This window comes from Anabaena sp. PCC 7108, assembly GCF_000332135.1.
Lineage (GTDB): Bacteria > Cyanobacteriota > Cyanobacteriia > Cyanobacteriales > Nostocaceae > Anabaena.
This window is the reverse complement of record NZ_KB235896.1, coordinates 3,133,995-3,157,325: the sequence shown is the minus strand read 5'-3', so window position 1 is coordinate 3,157,325 and position 23,331 is coordinate 3,133,995. Positions and strand designations below refer to the sequence as shown.

General features: G+C 39.6%; 16 protein-coding genes and 2 pseudogenes. 8 read left to right on the top strand and 10 right to left on the bottom strand.

Translation table 11 applies throughout. The annotated features are described in order from the left end of the window. Nucleotides 1–409: 409 nt before the first annotated feature. The 3 genes from ANA7108_RS0114905 to ANA7108_RS29650 all read right to left on the bottom strand — a co-directional run bounded on the left by ANA7108_RS0114905 (nt 410) and on the right by ANA7108_RS29650 (nt 1,320). Entirely contained in the window at nt 410–775 is a 366-nt protein-coding gene (locus ANA7108_RS0114905) for a type II toxin-antitoxin system PemK/MazF family toxin (protein WP_016951599.1), read from the bottom strand. Next, on the bottom strand, nt 769–999 hold the full coding sequence (locus ANA7108_RS0114900) for a hypothetical protein (protein ID WP_016951598.1): 231 nt from the start codon (nt 997–999) through the stop codon (nt 769–771). The genes ANA7108_RS0114905 and ANA7108_RS0114900 overlap by 7 nt, the downstream gene beginning before the upstream one ends. Nucleotides 1,000–1,113: 114 nt before the next feature. Beyond that, nucleotides 1,114–1,320 (bottom strand): hypothetical protein, encoded by a 207-nt coding sequence (locus ANA7108_RS29650; protein WP_144052387.1) that lies wholly within the window; start codon nt 1,318–1,320, stop codon nt 1,114–1,116. Nucleotides 1,321–1,810: 490 nt separating this feature from the next. Here ANA7108_RS29650 and ANA7108_RS0114885 point away from each other — a divergent pair, with 490 nt between their 5' ends. After that, entirely contained in the window at nt 1,811–7,579 is a 5,769-nt protein-coding gene (locus ANA7108_RS0114885) for a phytase (RefSeq protein WP_016951595.1), read from the top strand. 189 nt (nt 7,580–7,768) lie between these two features. On the opposite strand, the gene ANA7108_RS0114880 is transcribed toward ANA7108_RS0114885, so the two are convergent. Next, on the bottom strand, nt 7,769–8,191 hold the full coding sequence (locus ANA7108_RS0114880; RefSeq protein ID WP_016951594.1) for a hypothetical protein: 423 nt from the start codon (nt 8,189–8,191) through the stop codon (nt 7,769–7,771). Between the two features lie 213 nt (nt 8,192–8,404). Further along, nucleotides 8,405–9,505: pseudogene (locus ANA7108_RS27395) on the bottom strand (nickel-dependent hydrogenase large subunit); the annotation flags it as partial. Between the two features lie 116 nt (nt 9,506–9,621). On the opposite strand from ANA7108_RS27395, the gene ANA7108_RS0114870 reads away from it, so the two are divergent. From ANA7108_RS0114870 to ANA7108_RS0114855, 4 genes are all read left to right on the top strand, one after another. Beyond that, nucleotides 9,622–11,079, top strand: a complete 1,458-nt coding sequence (locus ANA7108_RS0114870) for a site-specific integrase (protein WP_016951592.1) — start codon at nt 9,622–9,624, stop codon at nt 11,077–11,079. 245 nt (nt 11,080–11,324) lie between these two features. Beyond that, entirely contained in the window at nt 11,325–11,984 is a 660-nt protein-coding gene (locus ANA7108_RS0114865; RefSeq protein ID WP_016951591.1) for a hypothetical protein, read from the top strand. Further along, entirely contained in the window at nt 11,975–12,142 is a 168-nt protein-coding gene (locus ANA7108_RS30240) for a hypothetical protein (RefSeq protein WP_158318364.1), read from the top strand. Before ANA7108_RS0114865 ends, ANA7108_RS30240 begins: the two co-directional genes overlap by 10 nt. A 19-nt stretch (nt 12,143–12,161) precedes the next feature. Continuing rightward, nucleotides 12,162–12,671: a hypothetical protein gene (locus ANA7108_RS0114855; RefSeq protein ID WP_016951589.1), complete on the top strand. Its 510-nt coding sequence runs from the start codon at nt 12,162–12,164 to the stop codon at nt 12,669–12,671. Nucleotides 12,672–13,280: 609 nt separating this feature from the next. On the opposite strand, the pseudogene ANA7108_RS0114850 reads toward ANA7108_RS0114855, so the two are convergent. From ANA7108_RS0114850 to hemW, 3 genes and pseudogenes are all read right to left on the bottom strand, one after another. Next, a pseudogene (locus ANA7108_RS0114850) lies at nt 13,281–13,790 on the bottom strand (nickel-dependent hydrogenase large subunit); the annotation flags it as partial. An 85-nt stretch (nt 13,791–13,875) separates the two neighbouring features. Then, nucleotides 13,876–14,838 (bottom strand): hydrogenase small subunit, encoded by a 963-nt coding sequence (locus tag ANA7108_RS0114845; protein WP_016951587.1) that lies wholly within the window; start codon nt 14,836–14,838, stop codon nt 13,876–13,878. Nucleotides 14,839–15,341: 503 nt separating this feature from the next. Continuing rightward, the gene (gene hemW / locus ANA7108_RS0114840; protein ID WP_016951586.1) at nt 15,342–16,547 is read right to left on the bottom strand and encodes a radical SAM family heme chaperone HemW; all 1,206 of its coding nucleotides are present in this window, start codon (nt 16,545–16,547) and stop codon (nt 15,342–15,344) included. Nucleotides 16,548–16,798: 251 nt separating this feature from the next. On the opposite strand from hemW, the gene ANA7108_RS0114835 reads away from it, so the two are divergent. Further along, nucleotides 16,799–17,875 carry a PIN/TRAM domain-containing protein gene (locus tag ANA7108_RS0114835; protein WP_016951585.1) on the top strand — a complete coding sequence of 359 codons (1,077 nt, stop codon included), beginning with the start codon at nt 16,799–16,801 and terminating at the stop codon, nt 17,873–17,875. A gap of 387 nt (nt 17,876–18,262) precedes the next feature. On the opposite strand, the gene ANA7108_RS0114830 is transcribed toward ANA7108_RS0114835, so the two are convergent. Continuing rightward, nucleotides 18,263–19,528, bottom strand: coding sequence for a DEAD/DEAH box helicase (locus ANA7108_RS0114830; protein WP_016951584.1), 1,266 nt, complete (start codon nt 19,526–19,528; stop codon nt 18,263–18,265). Nucleotides 19,529–19,821: 293 nt separating this feature from the next. Between ANA7108_RS0114830 and ANA7108_RS0114825 the strand changes: the two genes are divergently transcribed. Further along, nucleotides 19,822–20,247, top strand: a complete 426-nt coding sequence (locus tag ANA7108_RS0114825) for a hypothetical protein (RefSeq protein ID WP_026104205.1) — start codon at nt 19,822–19,824, stop codon at nt 20,245–20,247. 61 nt (nt 20,248–20,308) lie between these two features. Here ANA7108_RS0114825 and ANA7108_RS0114820 read toward each other — a convergent pair whose 3' ends face one another. Next, nucleotides 20,309–21,034: a Uma2 family endonuclease gene (locus tag ANA7108_RS0114820; protein WP_016951582.1), complete on the bottom strand. Its 726-nt coding sequence runs from the start codon at nt 21,032–21,034 to the stop codon at nt 20,309–20,311. A gap of 114 nt (nt 21,035–21,148) precedes the next feature. Here ANA7108_RS0114820 and recJ point away from each other — a divergent pair, with 114 nt between their 5' ends. After that, a complete protein-coding gene (gene recJ / locus ANA7108_RS0114815) occupies nt 21,149–23,209 on the top strand; it encodes a single-stranded-DNA-specific exonuclease RecJ (RefSeq protein WP_026104204.1) in 2,061 nt (686 codons plus the stop codon). Nucleotides 23,210–23,331: the final 122 nt, after the last annotated feature.

Genomic DNA, 23,331 nt, shown 5'->3' with positions numbered 1-23,331 from the left:
TTACGCAAGTGTCACACTAAAAATCTGTTGTAGGGTGCTTTACTACTGCATAAATCCTGCAAATAAACAAATTGTTGATATCTGACGCACCCTACTAATGTGCCAGTTGCGTAAGTCCTATTACAAAAAGAGTTGGGATACAAACTGAGACAGAGTTAGGAAATCAAGAATTTTCTTTTACAGCAACTGTATTGAAACGTGAAGTTGAATATAATGGAGATCAAAAAATAGTTAACATATTTGTTGAATCACCTGACAGAACTATTATAAAGAATTACCAAGAGGCACTTCAAGCCCTAAACTCCAAGTAATTTTGGGTTAGCAAAAAGTCAAGTAGGTTGGGTTGACGAAAGGAAACCCAACATTTACCCGTTTTGCGTTGGGTTTCGTTCCTCTACCCAACCTACAATTATTCATTATTATTCACAATATTTAAACCAAGAATAGTACATAAAGCTATTTCTAATTCAGCTAAATAATTAGTATCTAACTGACCAATTATTCTGATAATTCTTGATTTATCAACAACTCGAAGTTGCTCACAAAGCACCACAGAATCTTGGCTTAAACCACCAATACCAGCAGGTACAAATATATGAGAGGGTAAAATAGCACGTCTGATTTTAGAAGTGAATGGTGCAATAATAGTATGGGGACTAACCGCATTTGCTCGATCAATTTGCACTACTAAAACAGGTCTAATTCCTGCTTGTTCTGTACCAATAACAGGATTAAGATCACATAAAACTATATCTCCCCTTTGGATATTTACCACTTAATTTCTCCACTTGCCAAGCGTTCTTCATAATCTTCTAAATTAGATAAATAATCAGAAAAATCAGATTCTCCGATATCTAGAGATTCACTAAAATGCAGCCACAATTCCCAATTATTACCACCGTGCTTCATGATTAGGAAGTCTATAAAATCACTTACTTCCTGAACTAAAGCATCTGGCATTTTCCGAAGTTGAGCAATAGTTTTATCTTGGATATTCATACCAATGTTAAATTTTGATTTTTTGTGTATTTGTTCTAATTATAACCCAACCTACAGTTATTGTTTTTCTGGGTGAGAAATACCCACCCAGATATTTAAATCATGGTAATTGAATTAATGATGCCGTCTATTGTAACGACATCTGTAATACTTGCCGCGATAATATCTATAACGATTTCTGCCAGTACAAGTTCGATAACGTCTGACATGAGTGGTGCTAGTACGACGATAATGAGTTGCAGAATCAGCATTTTCTGCAATACCCAACACTGACATAGACGCTATTACAGTAGCGAGAAGAACAGATGCAATACGTTTCATGGGTATAATTTGGAGAATCAGTAATTATTTTCTACAAATGCATAAAGTTGATGAAGCGGAGATTCCAAAAAGCTTTAAATAGATATTATCATCAAAATTCAGAAAGTTGTTCTTACCAAGAACAAATTATTAAAATTTATCCATTAAATTATGATGTAAAAAACAACTAAATATCCCTTGTCTCCTAGCTTTGAGAGATTTTAAATTTAAAATAAATGCCAATTAGTTATTTAATAATAATTAACATATGAGGTTAGCAAAATACATATTTTATTTTCGGAAATGTTTAATATCTTCACTGCATCAAAGTACAGATATTTGCTATCAGATTGAATGATCGAAAAAATTGAATATTTTATTAACCTTGAACAATAGACAACTAAACCTTAACTTTTGACTGGTATTTTATGTCTGTGTAATCACTGATAGCTGCTCATAGCTAGATTTAGCTTTAGCTACATTAAATCTGCATTTACCTGAGAAATAAATTATGACAACTAATTACACAGTGCGCTTTTCCCAGTTTAATGCTTCCCTCAATCGTAACAGTGAGGGTCAATTAGTCACAGATTTATCGACTCCAGATAACACTCAAGCTAAAGCTGTTGCAGAAATCATCCAGCGTGCTAACCCCGATGTACTGCTGATTAATGAATTTGATTATGTTGCAAATAATCCTCTGCAAGCTGTAGAATTATTCCAGCAAAATTACTTAGGAATTAGTCAAAATGGAGCAAGTTCTGTTAACTATCCCTATGTTTATATTGCTCCTTCTAACACAGGTATTGACTCTGGATTTGATTTAGATAATAACGGTACAATCGGTGGTGGTAATGATGCTTTTGGTTTCGGGAACTTCCCAGGACAATTTGGGATGTTGCTGTTGTCTAAATATCCTATTGATACACCAAATGTCCGCACCTTTCAAGAATTTTTGTGGCAGGATATGCCAGACTCTTTGTTATCTACTATTTCCACACCAGGTTCTGATACTCCTTGGTACTCTCCAGAAGAACAAGCTATTTTGCGTCTTTCCTCTAAAAGTCATTGGGATGTACCCATAAAAGTTAATGGTGAGACAGTTCATGTTTTAGTTAGTCATCCTACACCACCTGTATTTGATGGTGATGAAGATCGTAATGGTAAACGTAACCATGATGAAATCAGATTTTGGGCAGATTATATTACCCCCGGTAAAGGTGATTATATCTATGATGATGGTGGTAAAACAGGGGGTTTAGCTGCTGGTTCTAGCTTTGTGATTATGGGTGATCAAAATGCTGATCCTTTTGATGGGGATAGCTTTGATAATGCCATTTTACAACTTTTACAGAATCCTGGCATTAATACCAATAATATCCCTACCAGTGCCGGCGCTCCTCAACAAGCTGATTTACAAGGTGGTGCAAATGCTAACCACAATGGTAATCCTAATTTTGATACCGCAGACTTCGCGGATACGACACCGGGAAATCTGCGTTCAGATTATGTGTTACCTTCATCGGATTTACAAATTACTAACTCAGCAGTATTCTGGCCTGTAGATACTGACCCAACTTTTGCACCTGTTGGTACTTTTCCTTTCCCCAGTTCCGACCATCGTTTAGTATTTGCAGATGTGGAAATTGGTGCGACTGAAGCAGGAAAGACTATTCCAGATGTGGAATTTTTAGGTCAAACTACTTTAGAAACGGGTTTTGTTCCTAGTGGTGAAGCGGGGACGGTAGATGGAGTAGCGACTGCATTGGGTGGTTTGTCTGGTGTTACCTATGATGGGACTCAAGGTAAATTTTACGCTATTTCCGATGATCGCTCTCAAAATGCACCGGCTCGTTTCTACACTTTCACTACAAACCCTGAAACCATTGATAGCACTGGGGTAACATTTACTCAAGTTACGCCGTTAAAAGATATTAATGGCAACTTTTTTGCAGCTTTGAGTCTTGACCCGGAAGGTATTGCTTTAACTAACAACAATACTGTCTTTATTTCCTCAGAAGGTGAAGTTAATCTTGGTGCAGGTAGAGTTACAGATCCCTTCATTAAAGAGTTTAGCTTAACTACAGGGCAAGAATTGCGATCGCTTCCTGTACCTAAAAAATTCCTCCCAGTTGTTGAAGATACCAACGGTGACAGTATTATCAACACAGGTGATACTCAAACTTCAGGTGTGAGAAATAACTTAGCTTTTGAAAGTTTAACCATTACCCCTGACCAAAAAACCCTTTATACCGCTACAGAAAACACCCTTTTGCAAGATGGTGCAGCTACTACTACCAGTGCGGGTAGCCGTTCTCGGATTATTCAGTATAATTTGGTAACTGGACAACCGGAAAAAGAATATCTTTACACCACAGATGCAGCAGTTACACCCAACCCCAGTACAGGTTTTAGTGATAATGGGTTAGTGGACTTGTTAGCAATTGATAATCGTGGGACTTTATTGGCTTTAGAACGTTCTTTTGCTGTCGGTGTGGGGAACACCATCAAAATCTATGAAGTTACCCTCCAAGGCGCAACAGACCTTAGCACAATTGATTCTTTGAGTAGTTTAAGTGCTGAACAACTGGCAGCAATTCAACCAGCGCAAAAACGCCTCTTGTTGAATTTAAACGATCTGAATTTACCTAACAGTGATGGTAATCATCCTACAGGTTTAGATAACATTGAAGGAATTAGTTTTGGACCCAAACTAGCAGATGGTCGTCAGTCTATTGTTTTGGTAAGTGATAATAACTTTGGTGCAACTCAGTTTACCCAAATTATCACCTTGAGTGCAGACTTAGTACCAACGGCCACACCCACTTTAGAAACCCGTCCTGACTTATTTGATGATGAAGATCCAGCCCAAGCTACAGTAGATCAAAATGCAGATGCAGATGATCCAGCTATTTATGTTAATGCGGAAGATTCTGCAAATAGCTTAGTTTTAACTTCCGTCAAAAATGCAGGTTTGCGGGTTTATGACTTGTCTGGTGAATTATTGCAAACAGTGAATCCTGGGGATATTCGTTACAACAACATTGACCTGCAATATGGGTTTCAATTAGGTGATGAAAAAATTGATATTGCTGTAGCGAGCGATCGCGGAAATGATAAGCTGGTAATCTTCAAAATTAACCCCAACTCTACCGACGGCAATTATTTAGAAGATATCACCGACAGCAACATCGGCACAATTTTCCAAGCAGCACCCTTTGACCCTCCCTACGAACCATCTTCTCGCAGTTCCTACGGACTAACAATATATCGCAGTCCTTTCACCAATGATTATTATGTCTTCACAGGTCGTCGAGAAACTGGAGACATCGCCCAGTTGAAATTAATCGACTTGGGCAATGGTACAATTGGTGCAGAACGAGTCCGAGAATTTACTGTCCCCACAATTAACGACATTGACCCTCAAACCGAGGGAATGGTTGTAGACCAAGAAACCGGTTTCTTATACATCGGTCAGGAAAACGTCGGTATCTGGAAATATAATGCCGAACCAAATAGCGGCGATAACACAGGTATACTGATTGATCAAGTCAAAGATTTGGGTGGTAGTAATTTAGTAGCTGACGTAGAAGGTTTAACTATTTACTACGGTGCAAATGGCACAGGTTACTTACTCGCCTCCAGTCAAGGAGATAATACCTTTGCAGCATACACCCGTGAAGGCAACAACGAATTTTTAGGACGGTTTGCTATTGGTAACAACGGTGCAATTGATAGCGTCCAAGAATCAGATGGTGCAGATGTCATTAACGTTCCCCTTGGTTCTAACTTTCCCTATGGTTTATTTGTCACCCAAGATGGTAACAACGACCCTGCTAAATTGGTAGAAGATGACGGAGAATTAGAAAACGTCAATAGCAACTTCAAATTTGTTCCTTGGGAAAATATCGCTAACACCCTTCCCGATATCCTGAAAATTGATACCACTGGTTACGACCCCCGCAACCCCATAGCCCAACCCCAACCTATCAACGGTATTGCTAGTGGTGACACTACTCAAAATTCTACCGTTCTTTGGGCGCGGAGTATCTTCCTTGGTGAAGTCACATTTGAATATAGCACTGACCCCAATTTCACTAGCATTGCTGGGACAAAAACAGCCAACATCACTGATATTAACGTACCCGTTAAAGTTGCAGTTGATGGTTTAAATGCTAACACCAACTACTACTATCGCGTTACCGATAGCGTGGGTTCAACCAGCATTGGTAAATTCAGTACAGCCGCCCCATTAGGTCAAAAAACTGGCTTAAAATTCGGTGTTTCTGGAGACTGGCGCGGTGAATTAGCACCCTATCCCGCAGTTAGCAATGCCGATGATGCTAACCTGAAATTCTTCTTAGAATTTGGTGATACAATTTACGCCGATGTCGCATCTCCCGGACTCAAAAATCCTGATGGTACGGAAAAAGACCAAGCCACAACCTTAGATGATTATCGCGCCAAACAAGCGGAAGTCTACAGCAAACGCTACGGCCAAAACACATTAGGCGATTTACGGGCTTCCACTTCTATCCTAGCCACAATTGACGACCACGAAGTTACTAACGACTTTGCAGGTGGTGAGGACTTAGCCACAGCTGCAACAGCCGACCAAGGCTTATTTGGGGCGACTTCTGGCTTAGTGAACGACTCTCCACTTTATGAAAACGGTCTCCAAGCCTTCCAAGAATATAACCCCATCAATGACCAATTTTATGGGCAAACAGGAGATACCGTCACCGATGGCGAACGCAAACTTTACCGTTACAATAATTACGGTAGTGATGCTGCTACCTTTGTCCTTGATGCCCGTTCCTTCCGTGATACCGAATTAGTTGATGTCACAGATACCACTGATCCAACTCAGGTAGCAAATTTCCTTGCCGCATCTTTTGATCCTAGCCGGACAATGTTAGGAGAAGTGCAACTTGAGGATCTGAAAAGTGATTTATTGCAAGCTCAAAATAACGGCATCACCTGGAAGTTTATCATGGTTCCAGAGCCAATTCAAAATATTGGCATTGCGATCGCTGCTGACAGATTTGAAGGTTATGCTGCGGAACGGACGGAAATCCTCAAGTTTATCAATGATAACAACATTGAAAACGTCGTTTTTGTCACTGCTGATTTTCATGGCACATTAGTTAATAACCTCACCTACCAGTTAGCACCAGATCAGGAACAAATTGCCACTGGTGCTTTTGAAATTATCACAGGTTCTGTTGCTTACGATGCTCCTTTTGGTCCAACTGTAGGTAATTTCTTCCTTCTTCCTGACCAAAAAGCAATCTATGATTCTCTACCTATTGCTAATGATGCTGACAGTATCGTTAACGATAAAGACGACTTTATCAAGTCAGTCATAGATGGTGGTTTAACACCTTTAGGTTATGATCCTGTTGGTTTGAATAATAATCTTGCTGTAGCCGATGGTTTGATTGATGCTACCTTATTACAAGGTGATTATGTCGCTACCCACACCTATGGTTGGACTGAGTTTGATATTGATCCGATAACTCAAAAGTTGACTGTTACCACCTATGGGATTGATGCTTATACCCGTGAAGAGTTGGAAGCAAATCCTGATAGTGTTACTAACCGTCAACCTCAAATTGTTAGTCAGTTTGAAGTTAATCCTACCCTATCCCCCATTCAAGAATCTAATTTAGTCATCGGTACACCTGGTGCAGATATCCTGAAAGCTGGAATTGATTTTGGTGGAATTAATCAAATAGTTTTCACCGGTGCTGGAAACGATCAAGTAGATGTTCCCTTGGGTGGTAGTGTAGTTGGTAATAATCGGATTGCTACTGGTAGTGGTCAAGATATCATTGATGTTGCTAATCATGACCGTGCTTTTGGTAACAGTGGAGATGATCAACTCGATGCTACAGAAGCCAGCAATTATCGTCTTTCTGGTGGTGCAGGTAATGACATTTTCTACCTAGGTGAAAATGGTCGCGCTTTAGGTGGAAATGGTGATGATCAATTTTATGTTCAAGAAGGTGGTAATAACTTAGTTGCCGGTGGTGCTGGTGCTGACCAATTCTGGATTGCAAATGCCGATTTAACAACTAGCAAAAACATAATTACTGACTTTACCGCAGGTGTAGACGTGATTGGAATTAGTGGTATTACTGGAGTGACTCAATTTAGTGATTTAACACTGATACAACAAGGTAATGACACTTTAATCAAAACAGGAAATACAGAATTAGCATCCTTATTAGGTGTTACTGCAAGTAGCCTGATAGCCAACAATTTTGTAGTGCTTTAATAGTATGAGGTTATTGGTATTATTTATAGCGTTTTCTAGTCTAGTGAAGTACAAAATTATCTGCGTTTAATTATTACAGCTTGTACTGCACTTGAATAGTAATTGCTATATCTAGTAATACCCTAACCTACTACTGATTTTTCTAAAGCCAGAAACAAAAAATATGGTGGGCAATGCCCACCTAAAAATCTATAAATTCACACCATGTTTTTTCGCAACTTCAACAAGTTTATCATACTGATGTTGTGATGCCTTAGCTAAAATTGCATCAGCATCTTCAGGATTACTACCATCTTTAGGAATTAAATATTTAACATAAAGAGAAACAAAATCAACCACAGCAGCCAAACCTGTCAATTCATGTTTATCAGCTTGTTTACCAGCAATTACAGCCACTAACCCCGCTCTAATTGGGTCAGGTTTTACCTTCATAAATTGGTCAACTAATTGCTTAGAATAATCCGCTGCTGCTAAATTATTTAACTTACCTTGATCAGGTTTAAATTCCAATCCTGCTGCTTTTGACTGCTCCAAAATACACCATTCCATAAATTCTTGCAGTCCAACATCAGGAAGCTTAGGAAGATATTGATGTAGTTCTAAATTAGACACAATTAGTTACCAATTTTAGTAAATTTGTCATTGAGAATTGATAATTCATATGATCATGAATTACCAATTACTCATTAAAGTCCAGACTAACCCACGGATTTGGGAACTTTTGTACTGCACATAACAATTATATAGAACCCTGACTTTTTGAAAAATAGAGAATAGATCCCCGACTTCTTAGAGAAGTCGGGGATCTTAAGTAAGTAACATAAATTAAGCTGTTCTAAAACGAGCTAATTCCTCCCCAGTTTTCGCATCATGGGCATGAACAGTACACACCAAACATGAATCAAAAGAACGGGCGACATGACCAACTTCTACGGGGTCTGTAGGGTCTTGAATCGGTGTTCCTACTAATGCTTTTTCAATCGGTCCTAATTGTCCAGCACCGTCACGGGGTCCAATATTCCAAGTACCAGGGGCAATAACTTGGTATTGTTTAATTTTGCCTTTTTCAATTTCTACCCAGTGACATAATGCACCTCTAGCGGCTTCAGTTGCACCCCAACCTTTACCGTCTTTTTCTTTGGGTTTAATATACCAAGGATCGTTTAATTTGAACTCTCTTAAACAGCGTTCAGCTTGACGATATAACTTGACAATTTCGTGGACTCTGGCTAATTGACGAACATGAACATTAGCACCGCCCATTTTCTTGAAAACATCGAGAATGAAGGGGTCGTAATGTTGCCAGTCTTCTCCATGTTTACCACCTGCAACTAATTGACGGGCTAGGGGTCCTGCTTCTAAACGTCCTAAGTCTTGGTGAAGGACTGCACTTGCCCAAGAATAAGCACCAGAAAAGTCTTTTTCGTTGTTATTAATTGGGTTAGTTGTGCGATCGCTCGGATGAACATCTTCCGTTCCCTCATCATACCAAGAACGGGTTGTATTTTCACGGATAAAAGATTCATTAATCAAGGCATGAGTATCAGTGAAGCTATCATAAACGCCGTTTTTCATAATTACGGCGGCGTTACGTCCTTCAATGGTGGGCTTATTGTATCTATCCTCATGGGGAATATAACCCCAAGTCACATATTTACCCACACCCGCACCATATCGATCTAAACCGATATCTAAACCCATGCGCCAATATAAACCCAAGTCAGATTCTCGATGTTTAACATCTTGATTCAACCATTTAACAAAATCCTCATAAGATTGAATTTCTTCATATCTTTCTAAAGAACAACCTAACCAAACTGGTTCTAACCAATTAGTGCGGAAATATTCCAGAATTGCCGAGGCGCGGGTAATATCGGTTAAAGTGGGGGCGCACATCACACCACCAGGCACCATATAACTGCAATGACAACAGGTGATATGCTGTAAATGTTCCTGAGTAACTTATTTTATCAGGTAATTTTGCTCAGTCAGAACATTTTATTTTCACCATTTCAGTTTATAAATAAGGGAATATTTAGGGAATGAGCGGACAAAATCAGGGTAATTGCGAGGGGACATATTCCACATCTACACAGGAATATGCAAATGCAGACTCAAGGGACTGGTTCGCAGATATGTTTGCAGACTTTGAGCCGCAGAACACCACAGACGGTAGTTATAGAGGAACAATGGCGAAAATAAAAGCAACGGAATTAGAGTATCAAGCAGTTTTTGAACAGAAGTTAGTCGAAGCTAATACTAATTTAAAAAGGGAGAGAATAAGAGTTACCATTAAACAAACTGGCAATTCTCTTCAATTACGAGCTACCCTACCGTTAAAACCAGGAGATTACAGTTTAGGTAAAACAAAAAAGCAGTATGATTTATCTCTAGGAATACCCGCAAATTTAGAGGGATTAAAAACAGCAATTGAAGAAAGTTACGAGTTAGGTAAATTAATTGCTCGTCATACTTTCCAGTGGAATGAGAAGTATTTAGGAATTAAATCGAGAGAGAAGCAAGAGATCAAAACCATTGGAGAATTATTAGATACATTTGAGGAAAAATATTATCAAACCCGTCAGAAAACTATCACCAGTCAAAACACTTTTGCTAATTATATATCTGTAATTAAAAGAAACTTTTCTCTCACCTATTTAGCCACTAAAGAAAATTTTGAGGAAATTATTAATTCATTTCAGGGTAATAAAAAAAATGAACTGATTGCGGTAAGTTCTGTTTTGATTAAAACCTTTAATTTAGGATTTCAACTCGATGTCAAACGAGATCATGTCACTCCTGCTTATCGAGAAATTCCTGAAGATGAAAAAATAATATCTGCTTTTGACCTCTTTGAAAAATTCGCCCTCAACCGCAAAAATACAAACATTAGTGATGAAATAGACACTTGGGAAATGTGGCGTTGGGTATATGGAATGTTGGCAACTTATGGGTTAAGGCCAAGGGAATTATTTGTCCAACCTGATATTAATTGGTGGATGTCTCCCCAAAATATAGATCATACTTGGAAGGTGAATAAAAATACCAAAACTGGATATCGAGAAGTTATCCCTTTTGTACCGGAATGGATAGAATTATTTGATTTGAAAAATCCCAAACCATTAAATATTTTAGAGAAAAAAGTTGCTAAGATTGCCTCTGTACAAAATATTAATTGGATGCGGAGAGATATATCCAGATGGTTTAGAAAAGTGGGAATTGAGTTTCAACCTTATGATTTACGGCATGGTTGTGCAATTCGAGCGCATCTTCAGGGAATACCAATTAAAGCCGCAGCAGACAATTTAGGTCATACTGTTGATGAACATACAAAAACTTATCAGAGATGGTTTGGTATTGAAAATCGTAAAAAAGCCTTTGGTGAAGTAATTAGTCAAAGGTCGTTAATTGAGTTGCAGAAGAATGAAATATTGGCGTTAAGAATGGAGAATGAAAGGTTGAAGCTGGAAGCTAATTTTGAGCAAAATCAACGTCTTTAACGCGCAATCTTAAAGATTCGTTTAACCTCAATACCCGTGCAGTACCGTTTAGTACTCTAAGTAGGGATTTCATACGGAAAAATTCTGTATAATACCCAGAGAGGGAAGTAAAAAATAAGTTTTCCGTATATTTCAGACAGTAATTAATTGTAATTATTGATATATCGAGAGAAAGATTATACGGAAAGCTTCCGTATAATAAATAGTGAGACAGCCAATTAATCTAAAAATTACTGGGATGTAAAATGAATTATAAATTCGTCAGTCATAGAATCATCGCAGTTTTTGCAATAGCGCTTCTGTTTTTATCTGGGTGTAAAGACCCAAAAGCAGCTATCGTGTTAGGTACAGCAGTAATTGGACTTGTCACAACAACTGCTGTAAGTATTAAGCAAGTTGAAGCTGCTAATTTAGATGTAGAAGCAAAAAAGTTACAGATAGAAGCCATCAAGAAGAATGGAGAAAAAGTCACTATTATTCAAGCACTGAGTGACAGTCAGCTTCAACAGATTAAAGATACGGGGAAAACAGAGATTAAACTTGAAGATGGTTCTACACTTACGGTTGAAGTCACGGTAGGTAGTTCTCAAATAGCAACTAATTCAGAGTTAGAGAAAATAAAGAGTCGTGTTGAAAATAGCCTTGTGACTTTAAAAAATAAAGATATACAAGTTTCTGGAAAGACAACTAAAGCTTGGATTCAGCAAACTTCAGAGCCTGAAGATAGTGGTGCTGCCACAAGAACTGAATGGGATGATGGTGTTGTTTCAAGCATCTTGTTTCTTGAGAATTCTAAGGCAAGGATTTGGGTAAAAGGTGTTGAATATGGCGGAGAATGGTCTTGGAGTCCATCAGGAACACTTCAAGTGCAGACGGATCAGGGATCATATTATAGTTGGGAGTAACACGATTTCGTGAGTGCGATCGCTTTTTGGGTATGACTTACGGAATAAGTGCGATCGCCATAACAACCCCAATTGTCCCTGAATGGATAGAATTATTTGATTTACAAAATCCCAAATCATTAAATAGTTTAGAAAAAGAGTTGCTAAAATCGGTATAAACTCATCTAATCAATACCTATGGGTAAAATAACAATAACGAAGCAGCTAAGACTAGTTTTTGCGTTAGGTTCTCTATTGATTGTTTCTTGTACTCCTGATTTCTACGCAGAGCAGGCCATTGATGTAGCAAAGGATGCTCGTGATAGGAAAGAGCGTCAAAAAGATGAGGAGCGTTGGCAACGGCTTGAAAAAAAACTTGGTACTGATGTACCAATAGCAGCTAGTTCAGAGTTAGAGAAAATAAAAAGTCGTGTTGAAAATAGCCTTGTGACTTTCAAAAATAAAGATATACAAGTTTCTGGAAAGACAACTAGAGCTTTGATTCGGCAAACTTCAAAATCTGAAGATAGTGGTGTTGCCTCAAGAATTGAATGGGATGATGGTGTTGTTTCAAGCATCTTGTTTCTTGAGAATTCTAATGTAAGGATTTGGGTAAAAGGTGTTGAATATGGCGGAAAATGGTTTTGGAGTCCATCAGGAACACTTCAAGTGCAGACGGATCAGGGATCATATTACAGTTGGGAGTAACGCGATTTTGTGAGTGCGATCGCTAATATTGAGTTAGTGCTATAGCGAAGCGCTCCGTAGGAATCGCTCAAAATCCATTGTCTTGTGCTTCCTTCACTGTGATTAATGCGATCGCTAATATTGGGTTAGTGCGATCGCTTAAAATCTATTATCTTGTGTTTCTTTAACTGCGGTTAATGCGATCGCTAATGTTGGGTTAGTGCGATCGCTCAAAATCTATTATCTTGTGCTTCTTTAACTGCGATTAATGCGATCGCTAATCAATTCGGACAATTTTGATCGTGCATTGCGATCGTTCAACATCCAAATAAATCAATACTTCTATACTCAAGCAAAACCGTCAATATTTTAACTTTTAAATTACCTTTTACGTATTTCTATTGAGAAAAAGCCTGGGTTATATTTCAGACGATTTTGAGGTTGGGGCGAGGCAATGTAGGGAAGAATTAGGTAACGCCTGAAAACACCAAATAGCTGTTAGTAGATAAAAATAAATGGACTTATGATATGACTGGAGTGGGTTTATTGCCTAATTTAAGGAAAAACCAGGGAATAATTACACCTATTATTATAAACCCTGACTATATAAGCAATTCCTCAATTTATTTCCATATAACTGCTGTGCGGCCATTGTCCACCTAATAAAGCGTAGATTTCTACAGGTTTACCAGAAATTGTAATGCCTATTTCATAGGATTTCCCTGTGAAAGCAGCAAAGCGCCGACAAGCTTCATCATAAAAGTGACTACGGCGATAATTTTTATTAGTTAAGTCAATGGCAAACAATCCGTAAAAATAGCGAGGAATGCTTTGCATTGTTTCGACAATTTGACCTAAGTTTCTCGCCAAAATTGCATTTCTGGGAACTTCATTTCCCCAAGCTGTATCCAACGCCCAAGATGCAGAACTGAGGTGAGAACCGCCACAAATTCCACAAATTCTGGGGGTGACAATTAAGCCGGCTTGGGGATCTTTTCCGCGTAAAATTATTTCAAAACCACGAAAAAGTTCGGCATGAGTCCAAGCGTTTGTCACATATCCATTTTCGATTTCGACGCGCACATCTAAATCACCCTCGACTCTACCAACGGGTGAAATATCTAATGTTTGAATTGGCATATTTTCTAGGTAATTGGTGATTGGTAATAGGTAATTGGTGATTGGTAATTGTTTCTACTAATAACCAATGACCAATGACTAATGACTAAACAGTAAAAAAGTCTTCGTCTGCCCATTTTGGGGCTGTGTTTTTGGCAACAACCGTGAGGACTGCGTAATCTTTATGGTTGACTCCGGGGGGTATTTCTTTAGGAACTCCCATGACAGTTTGAGTTTTAAAGACTGTTCCGGGTTTAAGGTCAAAAAATGGAAATTCGGGTTCTGTACAACCTAAACAGGGCATTCCAGCGCGGGTTTTGGAGGAGACGCGGTTCCAAAGAATGCGGTTACAGGAAGAATGGGTCATGGGACCACGACAACCTAAGTCGTAGAATAAGCAGCCTTTACGTTGTCCAAATTCGGCGGTTGTGGCTTTGTATGCAAAGTGAACGTTGCGGGTACAACCTGTTTGGGTGAAGGTGTTGAAGAAGGTTTGGGGACGGTGAAGTTCATCGAGAACTATATCATCAATTCGTCCAGTGGCGATCGCTACTAATATCTGCGTTATCCAGTCGGGGTGTGCGGGACAACCGGGAATATTAATTACAGGTAAGCCAGCTTTGCTGACGAAATCTTTCCCTAAAAAACCGCCTTCTTCCCGTTTGAGAAATTGTAATCCTTTCGAGTCGCTGGGGTTGGGTGACATAGCGGGAATTCCTCCCCAAGTTGCACAGTCTCCCACAGCTACAATAAATTTCGCAACTTTGGCTAAATCGTTTAACCAATCTTTCATGGGACGGTCTGCAAACCGGTTCCATTCTCCTGTACCATTGGGGGCGTTAACTACGCTACCTTCAAATACTAAAATATCTACGGGAGTTTTACCTAAAACGCATTCCCATAGCAGTGTTTGTAAGTTGTCACCTAGTTCTACACCCAAGGAAGGATGCCAAAGTATTTTAATCCCAAAGTCAGCAATTAAATCACAAGCTGTCGGTTCTTCGGCATTCAGAAATGACATGGTGTTACCTGAACAAGCACCACCTTGCAGCCAGAGTACGTTAGTCATTGGCTATGTATTTTTTCTATTGTTTACCATGCATGATTCAGGGGTCAGAAGAAGTACCGACTAAACAGGATCTACGGTAACAAGATTCACGGGAGTTCAGAATAATCAACATCATCAACTTCTTCTTTTGACAAAGCTTGTAGAATCTCACCTGCTGATCAATATTTATAACTTTAAATTAAGGTATTTTTTGATTCAATTAATGCAGGTTAAATAAAATTTAAGAATTAGAACAATAAAGTTTTTATAAAATCTTATTTATAGTTATAGTCATTACAGATTTTTGAATTTTCTTTTGTGGAAAAATTACAGTTAATACCGTTTCACTTTATAGACAGGGAGATTCATTTGTATTTTTACGAATGAGAACGCCAGAAAAATACGGATTAAATAAACCGCAAAGACGCAAAGGACGCGTTCGTCGAAGACGTTCCGTAGGAATAGGAAGAAGGAAGAAGGAAGAAGGAAGAAGGAAGAAGGAAGAAGGAAGAAGATATATAATTTTACACTGGAAATTGGTTTATATCATCTCCTAACTTTTCAAACAACTTTGCTAAGACCACGTTAGAAAATAAAAACCCATTGGGATCTGTTAAACGCAAGTTTCCTCCCACAACTTTTACCCAACCTTGAGCAAAATAAGGTCGCAAACATTGATGAATTTCCTCTACTTTTTCTTTTCCAAAATTCTCTGTCAACGTCACCAAATTTAAACCTTCTGCTAAACGCAACCCCAACATCAAGGTTTCTAACAATTCTTCCTCTGGTGGAGTAATTTCACAAGCAATCACTGCGCCATTTTGCAACCATTCGTAATATTCCTTCGTTTTCCGGGGACGGGTGAAGCGTTTTCCTTGCACATAACTGGCTGCACCCATACCAAAGCCATAATAAGGGCGATTTTGCCAATAAACGCGATTATGTTGGCATTGATGTCCTTTTTGAGCATAATTGGAAATTTCATAATGCTCATAACCTGCACCAGTTAAAACTTGCTGCGCCTTATGGTACATTTTAACTGTGGTTTCATCCGTCGGCAGAGGATTGTCACCAGCTTGGAAATAACGACCAAAAGCTGTTCCTGGTTCAATTGTTAAGTCATATATAGAAATATGAGTTGGGGCAATTTCTACCGCTTTAGTCAGGGAATCTTGCCATTGTCCTAAAGACTGATGTGGCAACCCGGAAATTAGGTCTAAGCTAAATTCGGGTATTTCGACTTGGTGGATTAAGTCTATAGCTGCAAGAATATCTGTAACTGAGTGCGATCGCCCAGCAAGTTTTAACAATTCTTCTTGAAAAGCTTGTACACCCAAACTTACCCGGTTCACACCTGCACTGCGATAACCTGCGATATGTGCTAAATCGAATGTACCGGGGTCCATTTCCATAGAAATTTCTACCCCAGCCCCAATTCCCAAGCGTCCTGCCAGAGCTTCTATTATCCGTTGTAACTGCTCAACTGACAGCAGTGAAGGAGTACCACCACCAAAAAAAATTGTTTCTAGGGGTTGACTAAAGGCTGGTGCCATGTTGATTTCCTGACAAAGTGCCTCAACATATTGGCAAATCGTACCAGATGTTTCACCTCGCAAGCGATCGCCCACGACAGACACCGGGAAGTCACAATAAAAACACCGTCGCCGACAAAAGGGAATATGTACATAAGCAGCAGTGGGAATTCCAGAAACAATTTCTTTTTGACTCATTTTGATCAAGAATTATATTAATTTAATGGACAATTACAAATTATGAAAATGAGTAGATTGTTTACAACTTTTTATGTTTTTACAACAAAAATAAGAATAATTATGCAGCGAAAACTCTTTAGTTATAATGTTTGCATATCTTCCGTGCCTGAACACCTAGGGTAAGTGCATATTTCTTAATCATTATGACCGAGGAAATAAAAAATACTTACTCTATCGGGTAACTACAATTGTAGGAAAACAGCACAATTATGCTTGATGTCATTATCATTCTCTCATTTATTCTGGCAGCTGCGGGAATAGGTTACTACAGTACCGACCTACTCCCCCCAGGAACCCTCAACGGTGTAACAAATCTAGAAGCCTTACGCTTAGTCGTTGCCGTCTTTGCCGCTATTATCGGTGGTGCTATCGGTTTGAGTTTCCAGACGACATACCGTCGCTTAGAAACACAAGTTCGAGAAATGCCCCTGGAAGTCATCTTAACTCGTGCCATTGGCTTAGTAATTGGGCTATTACTAGCCAACTTAATGTTAGCCCCGCTATTTTTACTACCCATTCCCGCAGATTTTGGATTTATCAAACCCCTGGTGGCAGTAGTCGGTAGTATCATACTTTCCGTCACTGGCATGAATTTGGCAGATACCCATGGGCGGGGTTTATTACGGTTAATTAATCCTAACACCGTAGAAACATTGGTAGTAGAAGGAACTCTCAAACCTGCCAACACCAAAGTTTTAGACACGAGTTGCATTATCGATGGTCGCATTGAAAACTTACTAGAAACTGGGTTTTTGGAAGGGGTAATTCTTGTACCGCAGTTTGTATTACAAGAACTACAACAAGTTGCTGATGCTAGTAAAGACCAAAAGCGGGTGCGAGGAAGACGCGGACTAGAGATTCTCAACCGGATTCGAGAAACTTACCCAGAACGGATTTTAATCAATCCTGCTGACTACGAAGATATTGCCACAGTTGATGCCAAATTGGTAAAATTTGCCCAAGAAATCAACGGCACTCTGTTAACTAATGACTACAATTTATCCAAAGTTGCTAGTGTACAGAAAGTCCCAGTTCTAAATGTCAATGATTTGGTAAATGCAGTTCGTCCATCTTATTTACCTGGTGATAACCTAGATTTGAAAATTCTCAAAGAAGGTAAAGAACCCAGTCAAGGAATTGGTTACTTGGACGATGGCACAATGGTAGTGGTTGAGGAAGGTAGCAGTTATGTAGGTGGTGAATTGCGGGTAATCGTCACCAGTGCCTTACAAACCTCAGCAGGGAGGATGATTTTTGCTAAACCTCAAGCTTCCGCAGTGGCTTAAGGAACATGGTGTCCAACAATAGAGTTAAGTTATGCAATCGGTGTGGGGAAACTGCACCGATTTTGTATAGAGTTAAATACCAAAATGGGGGAGAATGGCTTTTTGTTTGCCTTCAATGTTGGCCAGTTATTAGTGAAAATAACCCATTTTATGTTTATGGTGGCACTTGGAAACAGAAAAAAAGCATTAATAAATAATATACCTATTTTCTATTTAATTCTCGTTCCCATACTCTGTATGGGAATGAATTCTAGAAGGCTATGCCTTTAGTAAACTGAAAAGCCTATAATTTGCATAGCATGATTTAAAATCGCAACAGCCTAAAAGTAGAGTCAGAGCCTCTGTGATTGCATTCCCAGTCGGAGACTAGGAACGAGATATATCAACTTAATCCACAACTCGCATTTTTCTGGGTGACTGAGTTTTAGAAGAGCGAGCTGTTCCTTTGCTTCTTCTGGGTTTCTTTTTGTTTTGTTTTCCATTGGGGATTGGTTCAGCTTTGGTATTGGGGTTGATTCCAAAACCCGCAACTACTTGTAATGGCAAACGCTGTTCAATCAGTTTTTCAATATCTGCTAACAACTGGTATTCATCGACGCACACCAGGGATACGGCTTCACCATTAGCACCAGCGCGGCCTGTACGACCAATACGATGAACATAATCTTCTGGGACATTGGGTAAGTCGAAATTGACTACATGGGGCAGTTCACTGATGTCAAGACCCCGCGCCGCAATGTCTGTGGCTACAAGTACCTGTAAACTACCATTTTTGAACTTTGCTAAAGCGTGGGTACGCGCCCCTTGGCTCTTGTTACCGTGGATTGCCAGTGCTTGGATGCGGTCTTCGCCTAACTGCTTTACTAGACGGTCAGCACCATATTTAGTGCGGGTAAACACTAGCACTTGATACCAATTATCTTGGCGAATTAGGTGAGCAAGTAATTGGCGCTTTCTGTCACGATCTACCTGATACGCTTTCTGGGCAATCGTGTCAGCTGTGACGTTGCGGCGTGCCACCTCTATCATTGTTGGGTGATTGAGTAACCCTGCCGCCAGCGTCTTGATTTTGTCGGAGAAGGTGGCGAAAAATAACAAATTCTGTCGCTGTTTGGGCAGTAGGGAGAGGATGCGGCGGATATCATTAATAAAGCCCATGTCTAACATCCGATCTGCTTCATCCAGTATCAAAACTTCAATGTTTGACAGGTTCACAGTTCTTTGATGAACATGATCTAGTAGTCGTCCTGGGGTAGCAACTAAAATGTCTACGCGCCCCCTTAACTTCTGTTTTTGGGGATTAATGCTGACTCCGCCGAACATCGCCATTGAGTTCAGTTTCAGGTACTTGCCATAGTCTTTCACGCTTTCTTCTACCTGTGCGGCAAGTTCACGAGTAGGGGTGAGAATTAGCGCCCGAATTGGTGAATAAGTAGAAGTGCTTTTATTGTTTTGGTCGGAGGACAACAGATGCAGCAGCGGTAGGGTGAAGCTTGCGGTCTTTCCCGTACCTGTTTGAGCGCCGGCTAATAGATCACCGCCTGACAAGACGGCAGGTATCGCCTGCATTTGAATTGGCGTGGGTTTGGTGTACCCCCGCTCTGTGACTGCACGGATAATTTCCTTGGACAAGCCGAGAGTAGAAAAAGACATAGAACTCCAGAATTAACATCGGCCTGTCGCCAAGGGCGGCGCTAGTCTTAGGCGGACGGATGGTTTGAAGGGCTGTATGAGCAGTAGCGTCAAGACTTAGAGCGAATACCGCAGTTAATGATTATAACTGAATTTAGTTGAATGTGTTTGTCTGCTGAACAAGTTTAGGCATATCCTCGGAACATGATGATATATAAGAACATGATTATGGGTATTATTAATGTAGAAATTCAGTTTAATTACTGATAGTTGGCTTGGCAATTTTTGAAGATAATTTTGTGATTTTTAAGACTATGCATAAATTAATAACGGCGACATTAATTGCTACAACTTTGCTGTTGATACCAACTAGTAAATCTGATGTCACACTAGCTGGGACTTGTGCTTCTAATTGTGGAACGCGCCCACTTCAGTTTAAACCCGGCCAATATATTCGTGTGGAAGTTGTTAATCGCACACCTAGAGTTTTGAAATTGGATAGATTTCCAGAAATGCAACGCATGACTCTAGAACCAGGAAAGGAATATCGTTTAAATCAGCAAAGTGCCACAGCACCGAATATTTCTCTCCTATTTTGGGATGATACCGGCAGGTCTTTACAAGCTGTTGTTTCTAAACCTAATTTCGGTACTCTGCGCTTAGAACTGCGCCCTAGTAATCGGTTTCCAGGCGATCGCTCTCTCAATGTTCTTGACGATGGGCAGGTGAATGTGTTTTAGTCAGTTTTTGCCCTTCAATATCCCCGGCTTATTAAATAAATCGGGGATCTAAATTATTGATTTATGGTAGATTATCAGGATCGATACCCTGATATTTTAAATAAGCTATTAGCCTTTCTTTCTCCTGACGTTCTTGTTCAATCCGTTCTACAGACCAAGGTAATAAATTACCTGCTTCATTCCACCACCTTAACCAATAACCTGTTCTGGCTTCTTTTTCTCCTCTCCAAGTTCCTAAAAATAAGCCCATTGAATTAATCCAATGTAGACCATTTTCGTCTGGTTGTTTTAAACAATAATGCCCATTTTCTAATTGATAAAATTCTAATAAACCGCCATCTGAATCAAAAATTACATAAATGGGAACTTGCAAAATTTGCTCGTAAAAAAACCATTTTCCTGGTGGATATGTGCGCTTAACGGAATATTCTCCACCTTCAGTATCAGATAAAAATTCTATGACTATGGCGGGAATATCCCCTTCTAAATTGGGTGTGTAGCTTTTGCGTTCTGGTAAAATCTCTTTTACTGAGGGAACATACAACCAATCAGGTGCTTTAGCGATAAATTGACCGTCTAATGTGGCACATAAACCAAAATTTGACGCTATCAACATCTGGGGTTGAATGAAACCCGCAATTTCTAAGCTTTCTCGCAAAGCACCAGCCAAAATCGGCTGTCCGGTATTTTCCACAGGTTCATCCTCTAACTGAAAATCATCGGGTAAGGCTTCCCAAGAGATTACCAGTTCAGTGGGGGATTTGATTTCACTGATTTGGTTGACCATAAAGACTGCCTTTTGTTGATTTGTTTTTATTTTATCTGATTCACTGTCATCTCATCTCTGATATTGTCTGAATATCTATTAGGATATTACCTATTACCAATTACCCCATTATCTGTGCTAGACCGACCTATAAATGAAATCGCCAAACCCGTTAAACGCTTACCTAATCAACGTTGGCAAATTGCGCTGGAAAACCCAGAATTAGCTAAAAAATTAGCAAATTCAACTAATCTATCTCCTATTATTAACCAATTATTGATTAATAGGGGTATGGAAACACCAGCAGCAGCACAAGCATTTTTAAATCCTGAATCTCTCAATTTACCTTCTCCGTTGGAGGATTTCCCTGATTTAGCGATTAGTGTAGAGTTGTTGGCAAATGCGATCGCCAATAAAGAGAAGATTGCTATCTGTGGAGACTACGATGCAGATGGGATGACTAGTACTGCAGTACTGCTCAGAAGCCTCCGCGCTTTGGGTGCAAATGTAGATTATGCTATCCCTAGTCGAATGCACGAAGGTTATGGGATTAACAACCGCATTGTCGAAGAATTCCACAGTGAAGGGGTAGGATTAATCCTGACTGTAGATAATGGTATATCTGCTTTTGAGCCAATTGCGAGAGCTAGAGAACTGGGATTAAAGGTAATTATCACCGATCATCACGACATTCCCCCCAAATTACCCCCAGCTAATGCAATTCTTAACCCTAAACTCATAGCTGAATCTTCACCTTATCGGGGTGTTGCTGGTGTGGGTGTGGCTTATATCTTAGCAGTATGTTTAGCTCAACAGTTGGGGGAACTTCAGGGTTTAGTTAAGCCAATGTTAGCGTTGTTTACATTGGGAACTATTGCAGATTTAGCTCCTTTAACTGGTGTAAATCGGCGGTGGGTGAAACGTGGTTTAAAGCTTTTACCTAAATCTACTTTACCAGGAGTGCAAGCTTTAATTCAAGTGGCTGGAGTGCAAGCAAGTGAAGGGGAGAAAAACCAAAATTCCAAATCGTTAAAACCGGAAGATATTGGTTTTCGTTTGGGTCCGCGCATTAATGCAATTGGCAGGATTGGCAATCCGCAGACGGTGATAGAATTGTTGACTACTGATGATATGGGATTAGCGCTGGAAAGAGCAATGCAGTGTGAACAAATCAACATCCAACGTCAGCAGATGTGTGAGGAAATTGAACAGGAAGCGATCGCACTGGTTGAAAATTTATATGTAAAATATTTACAAAAAGACCGAGTATTAGTCGTTATCAAAGATAATTGGCATCATGGTGTAATTGGGATTGTCGCTTCTCGCTTGGTGGAACGTTACGGAGTTCCTGTCTTCATCGGTACTTATGAAAATGCCAGCGTAATTCGCGGTTCAGCGCGGGGAATTCCAGAATTTAACGTTTTTGCAGCTTTAGAATATTGTCGGGACTTGCTGGGCAAATTTGGGGGACATAAAGCCGCAGGAGGATTTTCTCTCCCAGCAGATAATTTGCTTTCAGTGCGATCGCGTTTATCTGAATTTGCAAATCAGTGTTTAGAACCCCAACATCTCAAACCACTACTGAAAATTGATGCTCAAGCAAATCTCAATCACATCAATCAGGAGTTATATCAACAGCTAAATATCTTTCATCCTTGCGGTATCGAAAATCCTGATCCTGTCTTCTGGACAGCTAACGCACAAATCATTGAGCAGAAAATCGTTGGTAAAGGTCACATTAAACTGACTGTAGCGCAAACTATTGACGATCAACAGTATAAAATTAAAGCGATCGCTTGGCGTTGGGGTGATTACTTTCCCTTACCTGCGCGAGTGGATGTCGCTTACAAACTCCGAGAAAATGACTTTAATGGCAACACTACCATTGAAATGGAGTTAATCGGTGTGAGACTCCCCAGTCAGTTTTCAATATTTTTTACCCCACCAACTACAAAACTACGCGCTAACTTTGAGTACAAACAGCGTCAATACACCTGTGGAATCTATAAAAACGATATTGGTTCAGAATTAAGAGTTAAAAATTCTGAAGGTAAAGTTTTAGTCATGCAGCCAGGAGATAATATTGGTTTACTGGGTATAAATCGGCAAGATGCCCAAAAGGTTAATCTATTTTTACCTCAGTATGATGGTATTATCCAAGCTGCGGTTCAGGCTTTGTCAGTGCTGAATGAATGAGAAAATGAAACTCTTCCTCTGCGCTTCGCATTTTGCTACAACGCGTAAATTCGCGCAACTCACTGGCTTCTCTGCCTGTAAAAAATCCATAATGGGTAATTGATAATTAGAAAAAGACGATT

What these genes read in the sequence shown, in the direction of transcription:
- ANA7108_RS0114825 (WP_026104205.1), top strand. Translation starts at nt 19,822, where the DNA reads ATGCATAAATTAATAACGGCGACATTAATTGCTACAACTTTGCTGTTG.
- ANA7108_RS0114835 (WP_016951585.1), top strand. Translation starts at nt 16,799, where the DNA reads ATGCTTGATGTCATTATCATTCTCTCATTTATTCTGGCAGCTGCGGGA.
- ANA7108_RS0114900 (WP_016951598.1), bottom strand. Translation starts at nt 999, where the DNA reads ATGAATATCCAAGATAAAACTATTGCTCAACTTCGGAAAATGCCAGAT.
- ANA7108_RS0114830 (WP_016951584.1), bottom strand. Translation starts at nt 19,528, where the DNA reads ATGTCTTTTTCTACTCTCGGCTTGTCCAAGGAAATTATCCGTGCAGTC.
- ANA7108_RS0114885 (WP_016951595.1), top strand. Translation starts at nt 1,811, where the DNA reads ATGACAACTAATTACACAGTGCGCTTTTCCCAGTTTAATGCTTCCCTC.
- ANA7108_RS0114855 (WP_016951589.1), top strand. Translation starts at nt 12,162, where the DNA reads ATGGGTAAAATAACAATAACGAAGCAGCTAAGACTAGTTTTTGCGTTA.
- ANA7108_RS29650 (WP_144052387.1), bottom strand. Translation starts at nt 1,320, where the DNA reads ATGAAACGTATTGCATCTGTTCTTCTCGCTACTGTAATAGCGTCTATG.
- hemW (WP_016951586.1), bottom strand. Translation starts at nt 16,547, where the DNA reads ATGAGTCAAAAAGAAATTGTTTCTGGAATTCCCACTGCTGCTTATGTA.
- ANA7108_RS0114820 (WP_016951582.1), bottom strand. Translation starts at nt 21,034, where the DNA reads ATGGTCAACCAAATCAGTGAAATCAAATCCCCCACTGAACTGGTAATC.
- ANA7108_RS0114845 (WP_016951587.1), bottom strand. Translation starts at nt 14,838, where the DNA reads ATGACTAACGTACTCTGGCTGCAAGGTGGTGCTTGTTCAGGTAACACC.
- ANA7108_RS0114870 (WP_016951592.1), top strand. Translation starts at nt 9,622, where the DNA reads ATGAGCGGACAAAATCAGGGTAATTGCGAGGGGACATATTCCACATCT.
- ANA7108_RS0114865 (WP_016951591.1), top strand. Translation starts at nt 11,325, where the DNA reads ATGAATTATAAATTCGTCAGTCATAGAATCATCGCAGTTTTTGCAATA.